We start from the raw sequence: 18,979 nt of genomic DNA on the forward strand, positions 1-18,979 counted from the left end.
TCCACAATTGGGCAAAATTCACAAGATCGAGCGATTGGTGATAAGTCTGTGTATTATTTTATTCCCAATGCTGATTTTGTCGATCATTTCCCCTGGTTCAGTTCGCATTTTCGTCACATTTAACATTCTTCTTCTATTATCTAATAACTCACAGGTCTAGGTTATTGCTCTTGGTTATTTATTTAATTGAGCTAACTAACAGTAGTATTTCCAACCATAAAATTATGGAGATGTATTATGAAAAACTGGATTAAGGTTGCCGTTGCAGCCATTGCACTGTCGGCAGCAACCGTACAAGCCGCTACTGAAGTCAAAGTAGGTATGTCAGGTCGCTACTTCCCGTTTACTTTTGTAAAGCAAGATAAGCTACAAGGCTTTGAAGTAGACATGTGGGATGAAATCGGCAAACGCAACGATTACAAAATCGAATACGTAACCGCTAACTTCTCTGGTTTATTTGGTCTGCTAGAAACCGGTCGCATCGATACGATCTCCAACCAAATCACCATGACTGATGAGCGTAAAGCCAAATACCTATTTGCTGACCCTTACGTTGTAGATGGCGCACAAATTACCGTGCGTAAAGGCAACGACAGCATCAAAGGTGTTGACGATCTTGCGGGCAAAACCGTTGCTGTGAATCTAGGATCTAACTTCGAGCAACTGCTTCGTCAGTACGACAAAGACGGCAAGATCAACATTAAAACGTACGACACAGGTATCGAACATGACGTGGCGCTCGGTCGTGCAGATGCATTTGTAATGGATCGTCTTTCTGCGTTAGAGCTGATTAAGAAAACCGGTCTTCCTTTGGAATTGGCGGGCGAACCGTTTGAAACCATTCAAAACGCATGGCCTTTCGTGGACAACGAGAAAGGTCGTAAGCTGCAAGAAGAAGTAAACAAAGCACTGGCTGAGATGCGCGCAGATGGTACAGTAGAGAAAATTTCCGTGAAGTGGTTTGGCGCTGACATCACGAAATAAGAACTCTTTGTACTTTAGGCCGCAAAGTGGTATCACTCTCGGACTAAAATAAACTTACGTAAAGGTGGAACTTGTTTTCCACCTTTTCTTTTCTCTAGCCTTTAGGTAAGCCGTATGGGATTTGACTTTAATTACATGTTGGAACTGCTGCCGATATTGCTGAAATATCTTGGCACTACCATGGAAATGGCGACATGGGGATTGGTGTTTTCACTGATTTTATCCGTCATTTTAGCCAATATTCGCGTATTTAAACTGCCAGTTCTGGATCAATTAAGCCAACTGTACATCAGCTTCTTCCGTGGCACCCCTCTCTTAGTTCAGCTTTTCCTGCTTTATTACGGCTTACCACAAATTTTCCCATTGATGGTGGGTATTGATGCCTTCTCAGCAGCGGTGATCGGTTTAACGCTGCACTTTGCCGCTTATATGGCGGAAAGTATTCGTGCCGCCATTATTGGTATTGATCGTAGCCAGATGGAAGCGAGCTTGTCGGTGGGTATGACAACATCTCAGGCGATGCGCCGAGTGATTTTACCTCAAGCAACGCGTGTCGCACTGCCTTCATTGATGAACTATTTCATCGATATGATCAAGTCAACGTCTCTCGCCTTCACGCTTGGTGTGGCCGAAATCATGGCGAAAGCACAGATGGAAGCCTCATCAAGTTTCCGTTTCTTTGAAGCTTTCCTTGCGGTTGCTCTTATTTACTGGGGCGTGGTGGTGATTCTGACTCGCGTACAAATCTGGGCAGAAGCAAAACTGAATAAGGCGTACGTACGATGATTAAGTTAGAAAATATTCACAAACGTTTTGGTGAGACTGAAGTACTGAAAGGCATCGACCTCGATATTAAGCAAGGTGAGATCATCGTGATTATCGGCTCAAGTGGTACGGGTAAATCAACCTTGCTGCGTACGGTGAACTTTCTAGAACAAGCAGATGAAGGTCGTATCACGATAGATGACATCTCCGTTGATACTCAAAAACACACTAAAGCCGAAGTATTAGCGCTGCGTCGTCGAACTGGCTTTGTGTTCCAAAACTATGCCCTGTTTGCCCATATGAATGCGCGCCAGAACATTGCCGAAGGTCTAGTGACCGTTCGAGGTTGGAAAAAAGTCGATGCTCTCAAACGAGCGCAACAAATTCTGGATGACATAGGCCTTGGGGATAAAGGCGATAGTTATCCAGCGGCATTGTCTGGCGGCCAACAACAACGTGTGGGTATCGGCCGAGCGATGGCGCTGCAACCAGAACTGCTGTTATTTGACGAACCAACTTCTGCGTTGGATCCGGAATGGGTTGGAGAAGTTCTCTCATTAATGAAGAAGTTAGCTAATCAGCATCAAACCATGCTGGTGGTGACGCACGAGATGCAATTCGCGAAAGAAGTCGCAGATAGAGTGATCTTCATGGCGGAAGGCAATATCGTTGAGCAAGGTTCTCCACAGGATATCTTCGATAATCCACAAGATCCTCGTTTGAAAAAATTCCTTAACCAAGTAGGAATAGAGTAACGATCAAGCATCAGGATCGATTGATCCTTGAGATTTTACTCACACTACGTATAATCGCCCGGCCGGAATTTCGTACTCATTGAGTCATTGACACATTATGTGAGTGTGATTACAATTCCGCCTCTTTGTTGAGAGGCGTCGGTTGTCCTTCTCTATATAAAGAGCTTCTTTATATAAGAAAGCAAATACCCACGCCGGGTTTAACAAGAACCTAAAACTACTGATCAGTAAAGGTAATTATCATGAAACGCACTTTTCAACCTACAGTTCTAAAGCGCAAGCGTACTCACGGCTTCCGTGCTCGCATGGCAACTAAGAACGGTCGTAAAGTTATCAACGCACGTCGTGCAAAAGGCCGTGCGCGCCTATCAAAATAATCGCTAGTTTATTTTGAACACGTACGCGTTTAATCGGGAGTTACGTTTGTTAACTCCCGAGCATTATCAAAACGTCTTCCAGCAAGCTCATCGAGCTGGCTCGCCTCATTTCACCATCATTGCTCGCAATAACAAACTTTCTCATCCACGATTAGGTTTAGCGGTTCCAAAAAAGCAAATCAAAACGGCTGTCGGTCGTAACCGATTTAAGCGTTTGGCTCGTGAAAGCTTTCGTAACAATCAACATCAGCTTCCAAACAAAGATTTTGTTGTGATTGCGAAGAAAAGCGCGCAAGATTTAAGCAATGAGGAAATTTTTAAGTTGTTTGATAAGCTATGGCAACGCCTGTCTCGCCCTTCACGTGGATAGCCATTGGGCTCGTTTATCTGTATCGCTGGTTTATCAGCCCTTTGATTGGTCCTCGTTGCCGGTTCACACCAACCTGTTCCACTTACGCGCTAGAAGCTTTGAGAGCTCACGGTTTTGTAAAAGGATGTTGGTTATCAGGCAAACGTCTATTAAAATGCCACCCTTTGAATGAAGGGGGGTATGACCCCGTTCCACCAGTCCAAAAACAAGACAGAGATAACTAACGATGGATTCTCAACGTAATATCCTGCTCATCGGTTTGGCCCTGGTTTCTTTTTTGCTGTTTCAACAATGGCAAGTTGCAAAGAATCCAGAACCTCAAGCAGTTGAACAGGCTCAATCAAGCAGCACTCTACCTGCACCATCTTTTGCTGATGAACTTGACCCAGTTCCTGGTCAACAGCAAGCTTCTGCAAAAACTATCACAGTAACGACTGATGTTTTAACTCTGTCGATCGACACCGTTGGTGGCGATGTGGTACATGCCAACCTTAACGAATACTCTGCTGAGTTAGATTCATCAGATTCCTTTGTTCTGCTTAAAGACGCTCAAGGTCACCAATTTATCGCTCAAAGCGGTCTAGTGGGTCCTCAAGGTATCGACTTGAGCAGCACAAATCGCCCTCACTACAACGTAAGTGCAGACAGCTTCACAATGGCTGACGGTCAAGATGAACTTCGCGTTCCGATGACATTCACTGCAAACGGCATCGAATACACCAAAACTTACATCTTTAAACGCGGCAGCTACGCGCTTAATGTTGAATACGATGTAGTGAACAACTCAGGCAACAACGCAACATTTGGTATGTACGCTCACCTACGTCAAAACCTAATGGACGATGGTGGTAGCATCACAATGCCTACTTACCGTGGTGGCGCATACTCAACAGAAGATACGCGTTACAAGAAGTACAGCTTTGATGATATGCAGGATCGCAACCTGTCTCTTAACCTAGCCGATGGCCAAGGTTGGGCAGCAATGATTCAGCACTACTTTGCCGCAGCTTGGATCCCACGTAACGAACCAGGTACTAACCTATACACTCGTGTAATTGGCAACCTAGGCGACATCGGCGTTCGTATGCCAAACAAAACTATCGCAACAGGCGATCAGGCTAAGTTTGAAGCAACACTTTGGGTTGGTCCAAAACTGCAAGATGAAATGGCAGAAGTGGCACCTAACCTAGACCTAGTAGTGGACTACGGCTGGTTATGGTTCATTGCGAAGCCTCTTCATATGTTGCTTTCATTCATCCAGAGCTTTGTTGGTAACTGGGGTGTGGCAATCATCTGTCTGACCTTCATCGTTCGTGGTGCTATGTACCCACTAACAAAAGCGCAATACACCTCTATGGCGAAAATGCGTATGCTTCAGCCTAAGCTGCAAGCTATGCGTGAGCGCATCGGTGATGACCGTCAGCGTATGAGCCAAGAAATGATGGAACTGTACAAGAAAGAGAAAGTGAACCCACTAGGTGGCTGTTTACCTCTTATCCTACAGATGCCTATCTTCATCGCACTATACTGGGCGCTAATGGAATCGGTAGAGCTTCGTCACTCACCATTCTTTGGTTGGATTCACGACTTGTCAGCGCAGGACCCTTACTACATCCTGCCGCTATTGATGGGTGCGTCTATGTTCCTAATCCAGAAGATGAGCCCGACAACGGTAACGGATCCAATGCAGCAGAAGATCATGACCTTTATGCCGGTTATGTTTACCTTCTTCTTCTTGTTCTTCCCATCAGGTCTCGTTCTGTACTGGTTGGTGTCGAACATCGTAACGCTTATCCAGCAAACTCTGATCTACAAAGGGTTAGAGAAAAAAGGCTTACACAGCAAGTAACCTTTTAGGAAATGATTGAGAAAGGCGGCCAAAAGGTCGCCTTTTTGTTTTTGGCTGATTACAATTCAGCTAACTAAAGTTATGGCTCAATTTGAGCCCAGCTCAAAAGGCAAAATTATGACTACAGATACGATTGTCGCTCAAGCGACCGCGCCTGGTCGTGGCGGTGTCGGTATTATTCGAGTATCAGGCCCTAAAGCCAACCAAGTGGCGTTAGAAGTCACGGGTAAGACACTAAAGCCCCGCTATGCAGAGTACCTGCCGTTTAAGTCAGAAGATGGCACTGTGCTTGATCAGGGCATCGCTCTGTACTTCCCTAACCCGCACTCATTTACAGGTGAAGACGTACTTGAGCTGCAAGGCCATGGCGGCCCCGTCGTGATGGATATGCTGATAAAACGCATTCTAGGTATTGATGGTATTCGAGCAGCTCGCCCTGGTGAGTTCTCTGAACGCGCGTTCCTGAACGATAAACTCGACCTCGCTCAAGCAGAAGCAATTGCAGACCTCATTGATGCAAGTTCTGAAGAAGCAGCAAAATCGGCGCTGCAATCCTTACAGGGCGCCTTTTCAGGGCGCATTAATACCTTAGTTGAGTCGCTGATTCATTTGCGTATCTATGTTGAGGCAGCCATCGACTTCCCAGAAGAAGAGATCGACTTTCTGGCCGACGGCAAAGTGGCTGGTGACCTACAAGCCATCATCGACAACCTAGATGCGGTGCGTAAAGAAGCCAACCAAGGCGCGATCATGCGTGAAGGGATGAAAGTCGTGATTGCAGGTCGTCCAAATGCGGGCAAATCAAGCCTACTGAACGCGCTATCAGGCAAAGAGTCTGCAATCGTAACCGACATCGCAGGTACCACGCGTGACGTACTGCGTGAGCATATCCACATTGATGGTATGCCACTACACATCATTGATACAGCAGGTCTGCGTGATGCCTCCGACGAAGTCGAGAAAATCGGTATCGAGCGCGCGTGGGATGAAATCGCTCAAGCAGACCGCGTCTTGTTCATGGTGGATGGCACCACAACCGATGCCACCGATCCGAAAGATATCTGGCCAGACTTTGTGGATCGCCTACCCGACAATATCGGCATAACCGTGATCCGAAACAAAGCGGATCAAACGGGTGAAGAAATGGGGATCTGCCACGTCAATAACCCTACCCTCATCCGCTTGTCAGCGAAAACTGGTGCAGGGGTTGAAGCTCTGCGTGAACACCTAAAAGAATGCATGGGCTTCTCAGGCAATAATGAGGGTGGCTTTATGGCTCGTCGCCGTCACCTCGATGCGTTGGAACGCGCCGCACAGCACCTTCAAATAGGCCAGGAACAGCTTGAAGGCTATATGGCTGGTGAGATACTGGCAGAAGAGCTGCGCATCACCCAACAGCATCTCAACGAGATTACCGGAGAGTTCAGTTCTGACGACTTACTGGGCCGAATCTTCTCTTCATTCTGTATCGGGAAGTAAATAATCGAACGCGCGGTGCTGAGCTTAACTCACACCGCGTTTCTTTTTGTACGGCAAGCCATCCATGAGCTTTAGCCGTCGCATTCAATAAGGAAGAAGTATGATCCACATTATTACAGGCAGCACGCTAGGTGGCGCAGAATACGTAGGGGATCACCTGAGTGATCTACTCAACGAGAATGGATTTGAAACAACGATCCACAACCAACCGTCCCTCGATGAGATCGAAAATCAAGGAACGTGGTTGGTGATCACCTCAACCCATGGGGCTGGTGAGTACCCTGACAATATTCAACCTTTTATCGCGGCATTACAAAATACCCCGCCGAAAATGACCGACGTAAAGTTCGCAGTGATTGCGATTGGTGATTCAAGCTATGATACGTTCTGCGCCGCTGGTCAACACGCTTATGATTTACTAGAGGACATTGGTGCCACACCGCTCGCTGATTGTCTTAAGATTGATGTACTGAGCCATGCAGTACCCGAAGACGCCGCTGAGGCATGGTTAAAAGAGAATATCGAACGCTTTTAAGCTCCCCGCTTTCCCTTCAACAGAGTCGAAATTCGGCTCTGTTTTCCCCAATGTGAATAACTCCCGTCAAATTATTTTGTTTAACTGCTCAAAAACCAACCAAACGAGCTGTGGATAACTACGATAAGATCCAGTGATTTTCCTTTAGTTATCCCAATAACAACTTTGATCAATTTTACCCCCTGTGCATAACTACCACTTTTGATCCCAGGTAATCCTCGATCTGATCCAATCATGATCACAAGATATGATCCAAAGAAGATCCATGATCTTGTTGATCATTTTTAGGTTATCCACAGAAATGGTCGATCCTAATAGTAGATCTAATAAAAGATCATATATATAGATCTTATATATATTTATCTTGAAGCTTAAAACGGATAAAACGAGAAAACGTTTTTCTCTGTGGCATAAAGCAGGTAAAATACTGCTCCTTTATCTGTCCATTAAATCCCTTTGAATACCTGAGGTCAGTTCATGCTTTATCACGAAAACTTTGACGTCATTGTTGTCGGTGGCGGACACGCAGGAACGGAAGCCGCGCTCGCATCTGCACGCACAGGACAAAAAACGCTTCTCCTTACCCATAACATCGATACATTAGGCCAGATGTCTTGTAACCCGGCGATTGGTGGTATTGGTAAAGGTCACTTAGTAAAAGAAGTGGATGCTATGGGCGGTTTGATGGCTGAAGCCATCGACCATGCAGGTATTCAATTCCGTACACTAAATGCCTCCAAAGGTCCTGCAGTTCGAGCGACTCGAGCTCAAGCGGATCGTGCTCTGTACAAAGCGTACGTCCGTAACGCATTAGAAAATGCACCTAACTTAACGCTGTTCCAGCAGTCAGTGGATGATCTGATTGTTGAGCAAGACCGCGCGGTTGGCGTGGTGACTCAAATGGGACTTCGCTTCCATGCGAAAGCCGTCGTACTAACGGTAGGTACGTTCCTTGGTGGTAAGATCCACATTGGCATGGAGAGCTCTTCAGGCGGACGTGCAGGGGATCCACCGTCGATCGCATTAGCGGATCGATTACGTGAACTGCCATTCCGTGTGGATCGTCTAAAAACGGGTACCCCACCGCGCATTGATGCTCGCACTGTTGATTTTTCAGTGCTTGAAGCTCAGCACGGTGATAACCCTACCCCTGTATTTTCATTCATGGGTAAACGCGAACAACACCCGCGTCAGATCCCATGTTTTATTACGCACACCAATGAGCAAACGCACGATGTGATCCGTAACAACTTGGATCGCAGTCCGATGTACGCGGGTGTGATTGAAGGCATTGGTCCGCGTTACTGCCCGTCGATTGAAGACAAAGTGATGCGTTTTGCGGATAAAAATAGCCACCAAATCTTCATTGAGCCAGAAGGTTTAACGACGCACGAGCTATACCCTAACGGTATCTCGACTAGCTTACCATTTGATGTGCAAGTACAAATCGTTCGCTCAATGAAAGGTTTTGAAAATGCGCATATCGTTCGTCCTGGTTATGCGATTGAATACGATTTCTTCGATCCACGTGATTTGAAGCAAACGTACGAAACCAAGTTTATTCATGGTCTGTTCTTTGCTGGTCAGATTAATGGTACGACTGGCTACGAAGAAGCCGCAGCGCAAGGCTTGATGGCCGGTCTAAACGCAAGCTTGTACAGCCAAGACAAAGAAGGCTGGAGCCCACGTCGTGACCAAGCTTACATGGGCGTATTGATTGATGATTTATCGACCATGGGTACCAAAGAACCGTACCGCATGTTCACTTCTCGTGCGGAATACCGCTTGTTGCTACGTGAAGATAACGCCGATTTACGTTTAACGGAAAAAGCACGCGAGTTAGGCTTGATTGACGATGTTCGTTGGGCTCGCTTTAACGAGAAACTCAATAACATGGAAACGGAACGTCAGCGTTTGAAATCAACGTGGATGAATCCGAAATCAGAAGGCGTTGATGAGCTGAACAAGCTGCTGAAAACCCCAATGGCACGTGAAGCGAGTGGTGAGGATCTTCTGCGTCGTCCAGAGATCACTTATTCGCAACTGACGCAACTTGAAGCGTTTGCTCCTGCACTTGAAGATCAGCAAGCGGCGGAGCAAGTTGAAATTCAAGTAAAATACGATGGTTACATCAAGCGTCAGCAGGAAGAGATCGAAAAATCATTGCGTCACGAAAATACCAAGTTACCTGCTGATTTGGATTACCGCGATGTAAAAGGTTTATCAAACGAAGTCGTTGCTAAATTGAGTGAGGCCAAACCAGAGAGCATCGGTATTGCATCGCGCATTTCTGGTATTACGCCTGCAGCAATCTCTATTCTTCTTGTTCACTTGAAAAAGCATGGTTTGCTGAAGAAAGGTGAGGAAGAATAAAATGAGCGCATTGCGAACAAAACTGGATTCACTGCTCGCGAAAACCGATTTAGAAGTGTCAGAGCAACAAAGAGAGCAATTGGTCGGTTACGTCGAACTGCTCGACAAGTGGAACAAAGCGTACAACTTAACGTCGGTGCGCGATCCGCTTGATATGTTAGTGAAACATATTCTTGATAGCATCGTGGTGAGCACACACCTGCCCGGTGAGCGCTTTATTGATGTTGGTACTGGTCCGGGCTTACCGGGCATACCTTTGGCAATCATGAACCCTGAGAAGACCTTCTTCTTGCTCGACAGTCTTGGCAAACGCATCCGTTTTATCAAGCAGGTCGTGCACACATTAGGGCTGAAAAACGTGACACCAATTCAAAGTCGCGTCGAAGAATTCCAACCTGAAGAAAAATTTGATGGCGTTTTGAGTCGAGCTTTTGCTTCAATGACAGACATGGTGGAATGGTGCCACCATTTGCCGAAACAAGAGCATGGGGTGTTTCTAGCGCTGAAAGGACAGCACCCTAAAGATGAAATGGATCAGCTTCCTGAATGGTGCAGTGTGACAGAGATCATATCTTTAGCTGTTCCTGAGTTGGAAGGTGATCGTCATCTAGTAATCTTATCGCGCAAGGAAAATTAGCGAGGTAATCGTGGGTAAAATTGTAGCAATCGCCAACCAGAAAGGTGGGGTCGGCAAAACAACAACGTGCATTAACTTAGCGGCTTCGATGGCGGCAACAAAGCGCAAGGTTTTGGTGATCGATCTCGACCCGCAAGGCAATGCTACGATGGCCAGTGGCGTGGATAAGTATATGGTCGATGCCACCGCATACGATCTTTTGGTCGAAGATACACCGTTCGATCAAGTCGTATGTACCCAAACCACAGGGAAGTATGATTTGATCGCGGCGAACGGTGACGTAACCGCGGCAGAGATCAAATTGATGGAAGTGTTCGCTCGCGAAGTGCGTTTAAAAAATGCATTGTCGTCAGTTCGCGATAACTATGATTTCATCTTTATTGATTGTCCTCCTTCTCTAAACCTTCTTACAATCAATGCGATGGCGGCAGCTGATTCTGTGCTGGTGCCGATGCAATGTGAATACTTTGCGTTAGAAGGTTTAACTGCTCTTATGGACACAATCAGCAAGTTAGCGGCTGTGGTTAATGAAAACCTCAAAATCGAAGGTTTACTGCGTACTATGTACGACCCGCGCAACCGCCTATCGAATGAAGTGTCCGATCAACTTAAAAAACACTTTGGCAATAAAGTTTACCGTACCGTCATTCCGCGTAATGTGCGTTTGGCCGAAGCGCCAAGTCACGGTAAACCAGCGATGTACTACGATAAGTACTCTGCAGGGGCCAAAGCGTATCTTGCTCTAGCGGGCGAAATGCTCCGCCGCGAAGAAATCCCAGTTTAACTCTAACCTAAGGAATTCAATCCCATGTCTAAGCGTGGTCTCGGAAAAGGACTGGATGCGTTATTGTCGACCAGTTCGTTTGCTCGTGAAAAACAGCATATTGCATCGCATAGCCAAGAATTATCGGCAGACGGTGAGTTAACCGACTTAGCGATTGGTCAATTGCAACCGGGCGTATACCAACCGCGTAAAGATATGGCGCCCGAAGCGCTAAAAGAATTAGCGGCTTCGATTCAGTCACAAGGCATTATTCAGCCAATCGTGGTTCGCCAGGTTGAAAGTGGTCAGTTTGAGATCATCGCAGGTGAGCGCCGCTGGCGTGCGGCAAGGCAGGCTGGTTTAAAACGCGTGCCGTGTTTGGTGAAGAAAGTCGAAGACCGCGCGGCAATTGCCATGGCGCTGATTGAGAACATTCAACGTGAAGACTTGAATGTGATTGAAGAAGCACAAGCGCTTGAGCGCTTACAAGACGAATTTACGCTTACGCATCAACAAGTCGCAGAAGTGATTGGTAAGTCGAGAACGACAGTCAGTAACCTGTTACGTTTAAACCAGCTTGAGTCCGATGTGAAAAGCTTGGTTGCGGATAAATTGCTAGAAATGGGTCATGCGCGAGCGCTATTGGCCTTGCAGGGTGAGAAGCAGGTTGAGGTTGCTCAACAAGTCGCGAAAAAGCAAATGACTGTTCGCCAAACCGAACAGTTAGTAAAAAAGTGCTTAGCCCCACAAAATGAGCAAAAAGGGCAACAAGAAGATACCGAAGCTGAGCAAATGTCGCATAAATTGAGTCAGTTGCTTGATGCAAAAGTTTCTTTGACCCGTTCTGCAAACGGAAAAGCGAAATTGACGATAAGTCTTGATGAGCCTCACAAATTGGACCAACTAATTGCCAAGCTTGAGGCCTAGATGAGATAATTGATTTAGGTCAATTAATCTAATTAATCGAATTTTGTGCGAAAGTTGTCGTTTTGTAAACAAAACTGTAAGTTTTTGATGCAATCGAATTGCTTTACGTTGAACTGAACGTATAATTTTCGCCAATTTCCCAGCACAGAGAGTTTAGTGCGAAGTGGATATTACTAGAGGTACGAATACATGGTAGCTGCGTTAGCTAGACCAGGACGAGAGCTCGCAAGGCAATTGTTAATGATCCAGTCTGGCGCGGTTATTTTTGTGGCAGCAGGAATGGCGGTAGCCATAAATCCTGACTGGGGATTTTCAGCGCTGATTGGCGGAGGCATTTTTGTTGTTGCCAATGCAGTATTCGCGCTGTGTGCTTTCATGTTTAGTGGGGCTCGCGCTGCCAAGCGCATCGCGGCTTCCTTCTATACGGGTGAAGTACTGAAAATTCTCATCACGGTTGCACTGTTCTATGTTGCCTACATGTATATGCAGGTGGAACTTGTTCCCCTCAAACTAACCTATTTGCTGGTACTAGGTATTAATATCTGTGCACCAGTGCTATTCATTAACAACAAAAAATAGGATGAGTTATGGCTGCGCCAGGTGAAGCGCTAACATCGTCCGGTTACATTGCCCACCACCTTTCTAACCTATCGCTGTATAAGTTGGGTTTAGTAGGGTCGGAGACAAGTTTCTGGAACGTACATATCGATAGCCTGTTTTTTTCTTGGTTTACTGGTTTAATCTTCCTCGGAATTTTTTACAAAGTAGCGAAGAGAACAACAGCGGGTGTACCGGGTAAGCTTCAGTGTGCTGTAGAAATGATCGTTGAATTTGTCGCCGATAACGTCAAAGACACGTTCCATGGACGCAACCCACTGATCGCGCCTTTAGCACTGACTATCTTTTGTTGGGTATTTTTGATGAACGTGATGGACTTAGTTCCTATCGACTTCTTACCGTACCCAGCAGAACATTGGCTAGGTATCCCTTACCTTAAGGTTGTACCGTCTGCTGATGTGAATATCACCATGGCTATGGCTCTAGGCGTTTTTGCATTGATGATTTACTACAGCATCAAAGTGAAAGGTCTAGGTGGATTCGCAAAAGAACTTGCACTACATCCATTCAATCACCCACTTATGATTCCGTTTAACCTACTGATTGAAGTGGTATCGCTATTGGCGAAACCTCTATCACTTGGTATGCGTCTATTCGGTAACATGTTCGCGGGTGAGGTTGTATTCATTCTTTGTGCGGCAATGCTACCATGGTACTTACAATGGATGGGTTCACTACCGTGGGCAATCTTCCATATCTTGGTTATTACGATTCAAGCCTTCGTATTCATGATGTTGACAATTGTTTACCTGTCAATGGCACACGAAGATCCTGATCATTAATTTTTTTAAAGCTTTTTATTTGGGCACTAAGCCAACAACTATAAATTGGAGATAGTAATGGAAACTTTACTGAGCTTTTCTGCAATCGCCGTAGGTATTATCGTCGGTCTTGCTTCTCTTGGTACAGCGATTGGTTTCGCACTGCTAGGTGGTAAATTCCTAGAAGGTGCTGCACGTCAACCAGAAATGGCTCCTATGCTACAAGTTAAGATGTTCATCATCGCGGGTCTACTTGATGCGGTTCCAATGATCGGTATCGTAATCGCGCTACTATTCACTTTCGCAAACCCATTCGTTGGTCAACTAGGTTAATCACCTTTAACTCGGGACGAGCGATTAGCGCTTGTCACTGATTAACACTAAGTCCAAATAGAGGGGTAGCTGTTGTGAACATAAACGCAACTCTGCTAGGTCAAGCAATCTCGTTTGCACTATTTGTGTGGTTCTGCATGAAGTATGTATGGCCACCATTGATGAAAGCGATCGAAGAGCGTCAGAAGAAAATTGCTGATGGCCTTCAAGCAGCAGAACGTGCTGCGAAAGACTTGGATCTAGCACAAGCCAACGCTTCTGATCAATTGAAAGAAGCGAAGCGCACAGCAACTGAGATCATCGAACAAGCGAACAAGCGCAAGTCTCAAATTCTTGATGAAGCTCGCGAGGAAGCTCAGGCAGAACGCCAGAAAATCCTAGCGCAAGCAGAAGCAGAACTTGAAGCTGAACGCAATCGTGCGCGCGATGACCTGCGCAAACAAGTTGCTACTCTGGCTGTAGCTGGTGCTGAGAAAATCCTTGAGCGTTCTATCGATAAAGATGCGCAAAAAGATATTCTCGACAACATTACTGCAAAACTTTAAGTCTGGGGGCGCATATGTCTGATTTGACTACTATCGCACGCCCCTATGCTAAAGCAGCCTTCGACTTTGCTTTAGAGAAAGACCAGTTGGACCAATGGGGCCAAATGTTATCTTTTGCTGCTGAAGTGGCCAAAAACGAACAAATGAACGAACTTCTAACCGGTTCGGTTTCTGCTGATAAAATGGCAGAGATTTTTGTTGCAGTTTGCGGCGAACAAGTTGATACGCACGGTCAAAACCTTTTGAAGGTAATGGCTGAGAATGGTCGTTTAGCGGCCCTTCCTGATGTTTGCACAGAGTTTTACACTCTGAAGAAAGAGCATGAGAAAGAAATCGATGTTGAAGTCATTTCCGCTACAGAACTTTCTGATGAGCAACTTGCAAACATTGGCAGCAAACTTGAAAAGCGTCTTGAACGCAAAGTGAAGCTGAATTGCAGTGTAGATGAGACCCTACTTGGTGGGGTTATTATTCGAGCCGGAGACCTAGTCATCGATGACTCAGCGCGTGGTCGTTTGAACCGCCTGAGCGATGCATTGCAGTCTTAATGGGGATTGGAGCATGCAACTTAATTCCACGGAAATTAGCGATCTAATCAAACAACGTATCGAATCTTTCGAAGTTGTTAGTGAAGCTCGCAACGAGGGTACTATCGTATCGGTAAGCGATGGTATCATCCGCATCCACGGCCTAGCGGACGTGATGCAAGGTGAAATGATTGAATTACCGGGTGGCCGTTATGCACTGGCACTTAACCTTGAGCGTGACTCGGTTGGTGCGGTTGTAATGGGCCCATATGCTGACCTTAAGGAAGGCATGAAAGTTACAGGTACTGGCCGCATTCTTGAAGTGCCAGTTGGTCCAGAACTACTAGGCCGCGTAGTAAACACGCTGGGTGAGCCTATCGATGGTAAAGGTCCTATCGAAGCGAAAATGACTTCGCCTGTAGAAGTGATCGCACCAGGTGTAATCGACCGTAAATCGGTAGACCAACCTGTGCAAACTGGTTATAAGTCAGTTGACTCAATGATCCCAATCGGTCGTGGTCAGCGTGAGCTTATCATCGGTGACCGTCAGATTGGTAAAACAGCACTGGCGATCGACGCGATCATCAACCAGAAAGACTCTGGTATTTTCTCTATCTACGTAGCAATTGGTCAGAAAGCATCGACTATCGCTAACGTAGTTCGCAAACTAGAAGAGCACGGCGCACTACAAAACACGATCGTTGTAGTTGCATCAGCTTCTGAATCTGCAGCGCTGCAATACCTAGCGCCATACGCAGGTTGTGCGATGGGTGAATACTTCCGCGATCGCGGTGAAGACGCACTGATTGTTTACGATGACCTATCTAAGCAAGCGGTAGCTTACCGTCAGATCTCTCTACTACTTAAACGTCCACCAGGCCGTGAGGCATTCCCAGGTGACGTATTCTACTTACACTCGCGTCTACTAGAGCGTGCAGCTCGTGTAAACGAAGAGTACGTAGAACGTTTCACTAACGGTGAAGTGAAAGGTAAGACTGGTTCATTGACTGCTCTTCCTATCATCGAAACTCAAGCAGGTGACGTTTCAGCATTCGTACCGACTAACGTAATCTCGATTACCGATGGTCAGATCTTCCTACAAACTGAGCTATTCAACGCCGGTGTTCGTCCAGCGGTTGACCCAGGTATCTCAGTATCTCGTGTAGGTGGTTCAGCTCAGACGAAAATCATCAAGAAACTATCAGGTGGTATCCGTACAGCACTAGCTGCGTACCGCGAACTAGCTGCATTTGCTCAGTTCTCTTCTGACCTTGATGAAGCAACGAAGAAACAGCTAGACCATGGTCAAAAAGTAACAGAACTAATGAAGCAGAAGCAGTACGCTCCAATGTCTGTATTTGACCAAGCTCTAACTATCTTCGCCGCAGAGCGCGGTTACCTTGATGATGTAGAACTTAACAAAGTTCTAGATTTCGAGGCGGCTCTACTATCGTACGCTCGCGGTCAATACGCTGAACTAGCAGCTGAGATCGACAAGTCTGGCGCTTACAACGATGAAATCGAAGCTCAGTTGAAGAAACTGACTGACGACTTCAAAGCAACCCAAACTTGGTAATTAGGTCGGTGGCAGTTTCTGCCACCAACTAACGGAGAGTAACGATGGCCGGCGCAAAAGAGATACGTAATAAAATCGGTAGTGTTAAAAGCACGCAGAAAATTACGAAAGCGATGGAAATGGTAGCAGCTTCAAAAATGCGTCGTTCTCAAGATGCAATGGAAGCTTCTCGTCCATACGCTGAAACAATGCGTAAAGTGATCGGTCATGTGGCTAACGCAAACCTAGAGTACCGTCATCCGTACCTAGAAGAGCGTGAAGCTAAACGTGTTGGTTACATCATCGTTTCGACAGACCGTGGTCTGTGTGGTGGTTTGAACATTAACGTGTTCAAAAAAGCCGTTACAGACATGCAAGCATGGAGAGAGAAAGGTGCTGAGATTGAGCTTGCCGTTGTTGGCTCAAAAGCAACAGCTTTCTTTAAACATGGTGGCGCAAAAGTTGCGGCACAGGTTTCTGGCCTGGGTGATAACCCAAGTTTAGAAGACCTAATCGGTTCTGTTGGCGTAATGCTGAAGAAATACGATGAAGGTGAACTGGACCGTCTATACGTAGTATTCAACAAGTTTGTGAATACTATGGTTCAGCAACCAACGATCGATCAATTGCTACCTTTGCCTAAATCGGACAGCGAAGAGATGCAGCGTGAGCACTCATGGGACTACATCTATGAGCCTGAGCCAAAACCTCTACTGGATACGCTACTAGTGCGTTACGTAGAGTCTCAGGTATACCAAGGTGTGGTTGAGAACCTTGCTTGTGAACAAGCGGCTCGAATGATTGCGATGAAGGCTGCAACGGATAACGCAACCAACTTGATTGACGATTTGGAACTTGTGTACAACAAAGCCCGTCAGGCTGCGATCACACAAGAACTATCGGAAATCGTTGGTGGTGCAGCTGCGGTTTAAGCTTAGGTAAAACGAAATAGTTTAGAGGATTAACGATGGCTACAGGTAAGATCGTACAGATCATCGGTGCGGTAGTCGACGTAGAGTTCCCACAGAGCAATGTACCTAGTGTATATGACGCTCTAAACGTAACGGACTCAAAAGAGCGTCTAGTTCTTGAAGTTCAACAACAGCTAGGCGGTGGCGTAGTTCGTTGTATCGTAATGGGTAGCTCTGATGGTTTACGTCGTGGAGTTGAAGTGGTTAACACTGGCGCTCCAATTTCAGTACCAGTCGGTACTAAAACTCTAGGTCGTATCATGAACGTCCTAGGTGACGCGATTGATGAGCGTGGTGAAGTGGGCGCGGAAGAGGTTTACTCTATCCACCGCAGCGCACCAAGCTACGAAGAACAATCAAACGAGATCGCACTTCTAGAAACGGGCGTTAAAGTAATCGACCTAATTTGTCCATTCGCTAAGGGTGGTAAAATCGGTCTATTCGGTGGTGCTGGTGTAGGTAAGACCGTTAACATGATGGAACTTATCAACAACATCGCACTACAGCACTCAGGTCTATCCGTATTTGCGGGTGTTGGTGAGCGTACTCGTGAAGGTAACGATTTCTACTACGAGATGCAGGAAGCGGGCGTTGTAAATGTTGAGAAGCCTGAAGAATCGAAAGTAGCGATGGTTTACGGTCAGATGAACGAGCCACCAGGTAACCGTCTACGTGTTGCACTGACTGGTCTAACAATGGCAGAACGTTTCCGTGACGAAGGTCGTGACGTACTACTGTTCATTGATAACATCTACCGTTACACACTGGCAGGTACAGAGGTATCGGCACTGCTAGGTCGTATGCCTTCTGCGGTAGGTTACCAGCCAACTCTTGCAGAAGAGATGGGTGTACTTCAGGAGCGTATCACGTCAACGAAATCAGGTTCTATCACGTCTGTACAGGCGGTATACGTACCTGCGGATGACTTGACTGACCCGTCTCCAGCAACAACGTTCGCGCACTTGGATGCAACGGTTGTACTTAACCGTAACATCGCGGCAATGGGTCTATACCCTGCGATCGACCCACTAGATTCAACATCTCGTATGCTTGATCCACTAGTAGTTGGTCAAGATCACTACGAAGTTGCTCGTGGCGTTCAGCAGACACTTCAGCGCTACAAAGAGCTGAAAGACATCATTGCTATCCTAGGTATGGACGAGCTATCTGAAGAAGATAAGCAAGTTGTATCTCGTGCACGTAAGATTGAGCGTTTCCTAACTCAGCCTTACCACGTAGCAGAAGTATTTACAGGTGACCCTGGTATTTACGTACCTCTAAAAGAGACTCTACGTGGCTTTAAAGGTCTACTAGCTGGTGAATACGACGACATTCCTGAGCAGGCATTCATGTACTGCGGTAGCATCGACGATGCTATTGAGAATGCGAAGAAGCTATAAGGCTAACTAGGAGGCGATATGGCAGCAATAACCTTTCACCTAGACGTAGTAAGCGCTGAGAAGAAAATCTTCTCTGGTCGTGTTGAAACGTTTCAGGTGACCGGTAGCGAAGGTGAACTTGGTATTTTCCATGGTCACACACCGCTGCTGACCGCTATCAAGCCTGGTATGGTGCGTATTGTGAAACAGCACGGCCACGAAGAAATCATTTATGTTTCTGGTGGTATGGTAGAGATTCAGCCTGGTACAGCGACTGTACTGGCTGATACCGCTATCCGTGGTGAAGAGCTAGACGCAGCGAAGGCAGAAGAAGCCAAGCGCCGCGCTGAGGAGCAAATCCAGAATCAGCATGGTGACATGGACTTCGCACAAGCGGCCAGTGAACTGGCTAAAGCCATTGCTCAGCTACGAGTTATCGAGCTGACAAAAAAGCGTCGCTAAGCTCAATTAGCAAC

Annotated in this window: 22 protein-coding genes; all 22 read left to right on the forward strand. The window is 46.4% G+C overall.

Features of this window, described 5'->3' with window-relative positions; translation table 11 throughout:
* Positions 1-237: 237 nt before the first annotated feature.
* The 22 genes from F7Y48_RS21440 to F7Y48_RS21545 all read left to right on the forward strand — a co-directional run bounded on the left by F7Y48_RS21440 (position 238) and on the right by F7Y48_RS21545 (position 18,965).
* Positions 238-984: an amino acid ABC transporter substrate-binding protein gene (locus F7Y48_RS21440; RefSeq protein WP_005378831.1), complete on the forward strand. Its 747-nt coding sequence runs from the start codon at positions 238-240 to the stop codon at positions 982-984.
* A 114-nt stretch (positions 985-1,098) separates the two neighbouring features.
* Positions 1,099-1,770 (forward strand): amino acid ABC transporter permease, encoded by a 672-nt coding sequence (locus tag F7Y48_RS21445; protein WP_005378829.1) that lies wholly within the window; start codon positions 1,099-1,101, stop codon positions 1,768-1,770.
* Positions 1,767-2,504, forward strand: coding sequence for an amino acid ABC transporter ATP-binding protein (locus tag F7Y48_RS21450; protein ID WP_048625594.1), 738 nt, complete (start codon positions 1,767-1,769; stop codon positions 2,502-2,504). Before F7Y48_RS21445 ends, F7Y48_RS21450 begins: the two co-directional genes overlap by 4 nt.
* 242 nt (positions 2,505-2,746) lie before the next feature.
* On the forward strand, positions 2,747-2,881 hold the full coding sequence (gene rpmH / locus F7Y48_RS21455) for a 50S ribosomal protein L34 (protein ID WP_005378825.1): 135 nt from the start codon (positions 2,747-2,749) through the stop codon (positions 2,879-2,881).
* Positions 2,882-2,927: 46 nt separating this feature from the next.
* Positions 2,928-3,251: a ribonuclease P protein component gene (rnpA, locus tag F7Y48_RS21460; protein WP_005394102.1), complete on the forward strand. Its 324-nt coding sequence runs from the start codon at positions 2,928-2,930 to the stop codon at positions 3,249-3,251.
* Positions 3,218-3,475, forward strand: coding sequence for a membrane protein insertion efficiency factor YidD (gene yidD / locus F7Y48_RS21465; RefSeq protein WP_005378822.1), 258 nt, complete (start codon positions 3,218-3,220; stop codon positions 3,473-3,475). The genes rnpA and yidD overlap by 34 nt, the downstream gene beginning before the upstream one ends.
* A gap of 2 nt (positions 3,476-3,477) precedes the next feature.
* Positions 3,478-5,100, forward strand: coding sequence for a membrane protein insertase YidC (yidC, locus tag F7Y48_RS21470; protein WP_005383834.1), 1,623 nt, complete (start codon positions 3,478-3,480; stop codon positions 5,098-5,100).
* Positions 5,101-5,217: 117 nt separating this feature from the next.
* Positions 5,218-6,579, forward strand: a complete 1,362-nt coding sequence (gene mnmE / locus F7Y48_RS21475; RefSeq protein ID WP_258507645.1) for a tRNA uridine-5-carboxymethylaminomethyl(34) synthesis GTPase MnmE — start codon at positions 5,218-5,220, stop codon at positions 6,577-6,579.
* 100 nt (positions 6,580-6,679) lie between these two features.
* Positions 6,680-7,114: an FMN-binding protein MioC gene (gene mioC, locus F7Y48_RS21480; RefSeq protein ID WP_005394096.1), complete on the forward strand. Its 435-nt coding sequence runs from the start codon at positions 6,680-6,682 to the stop codon at positions 7,112-7,114.
* A 477-nt stretch (positions 7,115-7,591) separates the two neighbouring features.
* Complete coding sequence (mnmG, locus tag F7Y48_RS21485; RefSeq protein ID WP_258507643.1) at positions 7,592-9,487, forward strand: tRNA uridine-5-carboxymethylaminomethyl(34) synthesis enzyme MnmG; 1,896 nt, start codon at positions 7,592-7,594, stop codon at positions 9,485-9,487.
* Position 9,488: 1 nt separating this feature from the next.
* Complete coding sequence (gene rsmG, locus F7Y48_RS21490) at positions 9,489-10,124, forward strand: 16S rRNA (guanine(527)-N(7))-methyltransferase RsmG (RefSeq protein WP_258507641.1); 636 nt, start codon at positions 9,489-9,491, stop codon at positions 10,122-10,124.
* A gap of 10 nt (positions 10,125-10,134) precedes the next feature.
* Positions 10,135-10,908 carry a ParA family protein gene (locus F7Y48_RS21495; protein ID WP_005383838.1) on the forward strand — a complete coding sequence of 258 codons (774 nt, stop codon included), beginning with the start codon at positions 10,135-10,137 and terminating at the stop codon, positions 10,906-10,908.
* Between the two features lie 24 nt (positions 10,909-10,932).
* Positions 10,933-11,814 carry a ParB/RepB/Spo0J family partition protein gene (locus F7Y48_RS21500; protein ID WP_258507639.1) on the forward strand — a complete coding sequence of 294 codons (882 nt, stop codon included), beginning with the start codon at positions 10,933-10,935 and terminating at the stop codon, positions 11,812-11,814.
* 189 nt (positions 11,815-12,003) lie between these two features.
* On the forward strand, positions 12,004-12,393 hold the full coding sequence (locus tag F7Y48_RS21505; protein WP_005378921.1) for a F0F1 ATP synthase subunit I: 390 nt from the start codon (positions 12,004-12,006) through the stop codon (positions 12,391-12,393).
* An 8-nt stretch (positions 12,394-12,401) separates the two neighbouring features.
* On the forward strand, positions 12,402-13,214 hold the full coding sequence (gene atpB / locus F7Y48_RS21510; protein WP_005378922.1) for a F0F1 ATP synthase subunit A: 813 nt from the start codon (positions 12,402-12,404) through the stop codon (positions 13,212-13,214).
* Between the two features lie 57 nt (positions 13,215-13,271).
* The gene (gene atpE, locus F7Y48_RS21515; protein WP_002540812.1) at positions 13,272-13,526 is read left to right on the forward strand and encodes a F0F1 ATP synthase subunit C; all 255 of its coding nucleotides are present in this window, start codon (positions 13,272-13,274) and stop codon (positions 13,524-13,526) included.
* A 74-nt stretch (positions 13,527-13,600) separates the two neighbouring features.
* On the forward strand, positions 13,601-14,071 hold the full coding sequence (gene atpF, locus F7Y48_RS21520; RefSeq protein ID WP_031780375.1) for a F0F1 ATP synthase subunit B: 471 nt from the start codon (positions 13,601-13,603) through the stop codon (positions 14,069-14,071).
* A gap of 14 nt (positions 14,072-14,085) precedes the next feature.
* Entirely contained in the window at positions 14,086-14,619 is a 534-nt protein-coding gene (gene atpH / locus F7Y48_RS21525) for a F0F1 ATP synthase subunit delta (RefSeq protein WP_005394085.1), read from the forward strand.
* 13 nt (positions 14,620-14,632) lie between these two features.
* Positions 14,633-16,174, forward strand: coding sequence for a F0F1 ATP synthase subunit alpha (gene atpA, locus F7Y48_RS21530; RefSeq protein ID WP_005394084.1), 1,542 nt, complete (start codon positions 14,633-14,635; stop codon positions 16,172-16,174).
* A 44-nt stretch (positions 16,175-16,218) separates the two neighbouring features.
* A complete protein-coding gene (atpG, locus tag F7Y48_RS21535; RefSeq protein ID WP_005394082.1) occupies positions 16,219-17,085 on the forward strand; it encodes a F0F1 ATP synthase subunit gamma in 867 nt (288 codons plus the stop codon).
* Between the two features lie 35 nt (positions 17,086-17,120).
* Positions 17,121-18,524, forward strand: coding sequence for a F0F1 ATP synthase subunit beta (atpD, locus tag F7Y48_RS21540; protein WP_005383849.1), 1,404 nt, complete (start codon positions 17,121-17,123; stop codon positions 18,522-18,524).
* Positions 18,525-18,542: 18 nt separating this feature from the next.
* Positions 18,543-18,965, forward strand: coding sequence for a F0F1 ATP synthase subunit epsilon (locus F7Y48_RS21545; RefSeq protein ID WP_005378937.1), 423 nt, complete (start codon positions 18,543-18,545; stop codon positions 18,963-18,965).
* Positions 18,966-18,979: the final 14 nt, after the last annotated feature.

Source organism: Vibrio sp. 2-1-2a (assembly GCF_032648565.1).
Classification (GTDB): Bacteria; Pseudomonadota; Gammaproteobacteria; order Enterobacterales; family Vibrionaceae; genus Vibrio; species Vibrio diabolicus.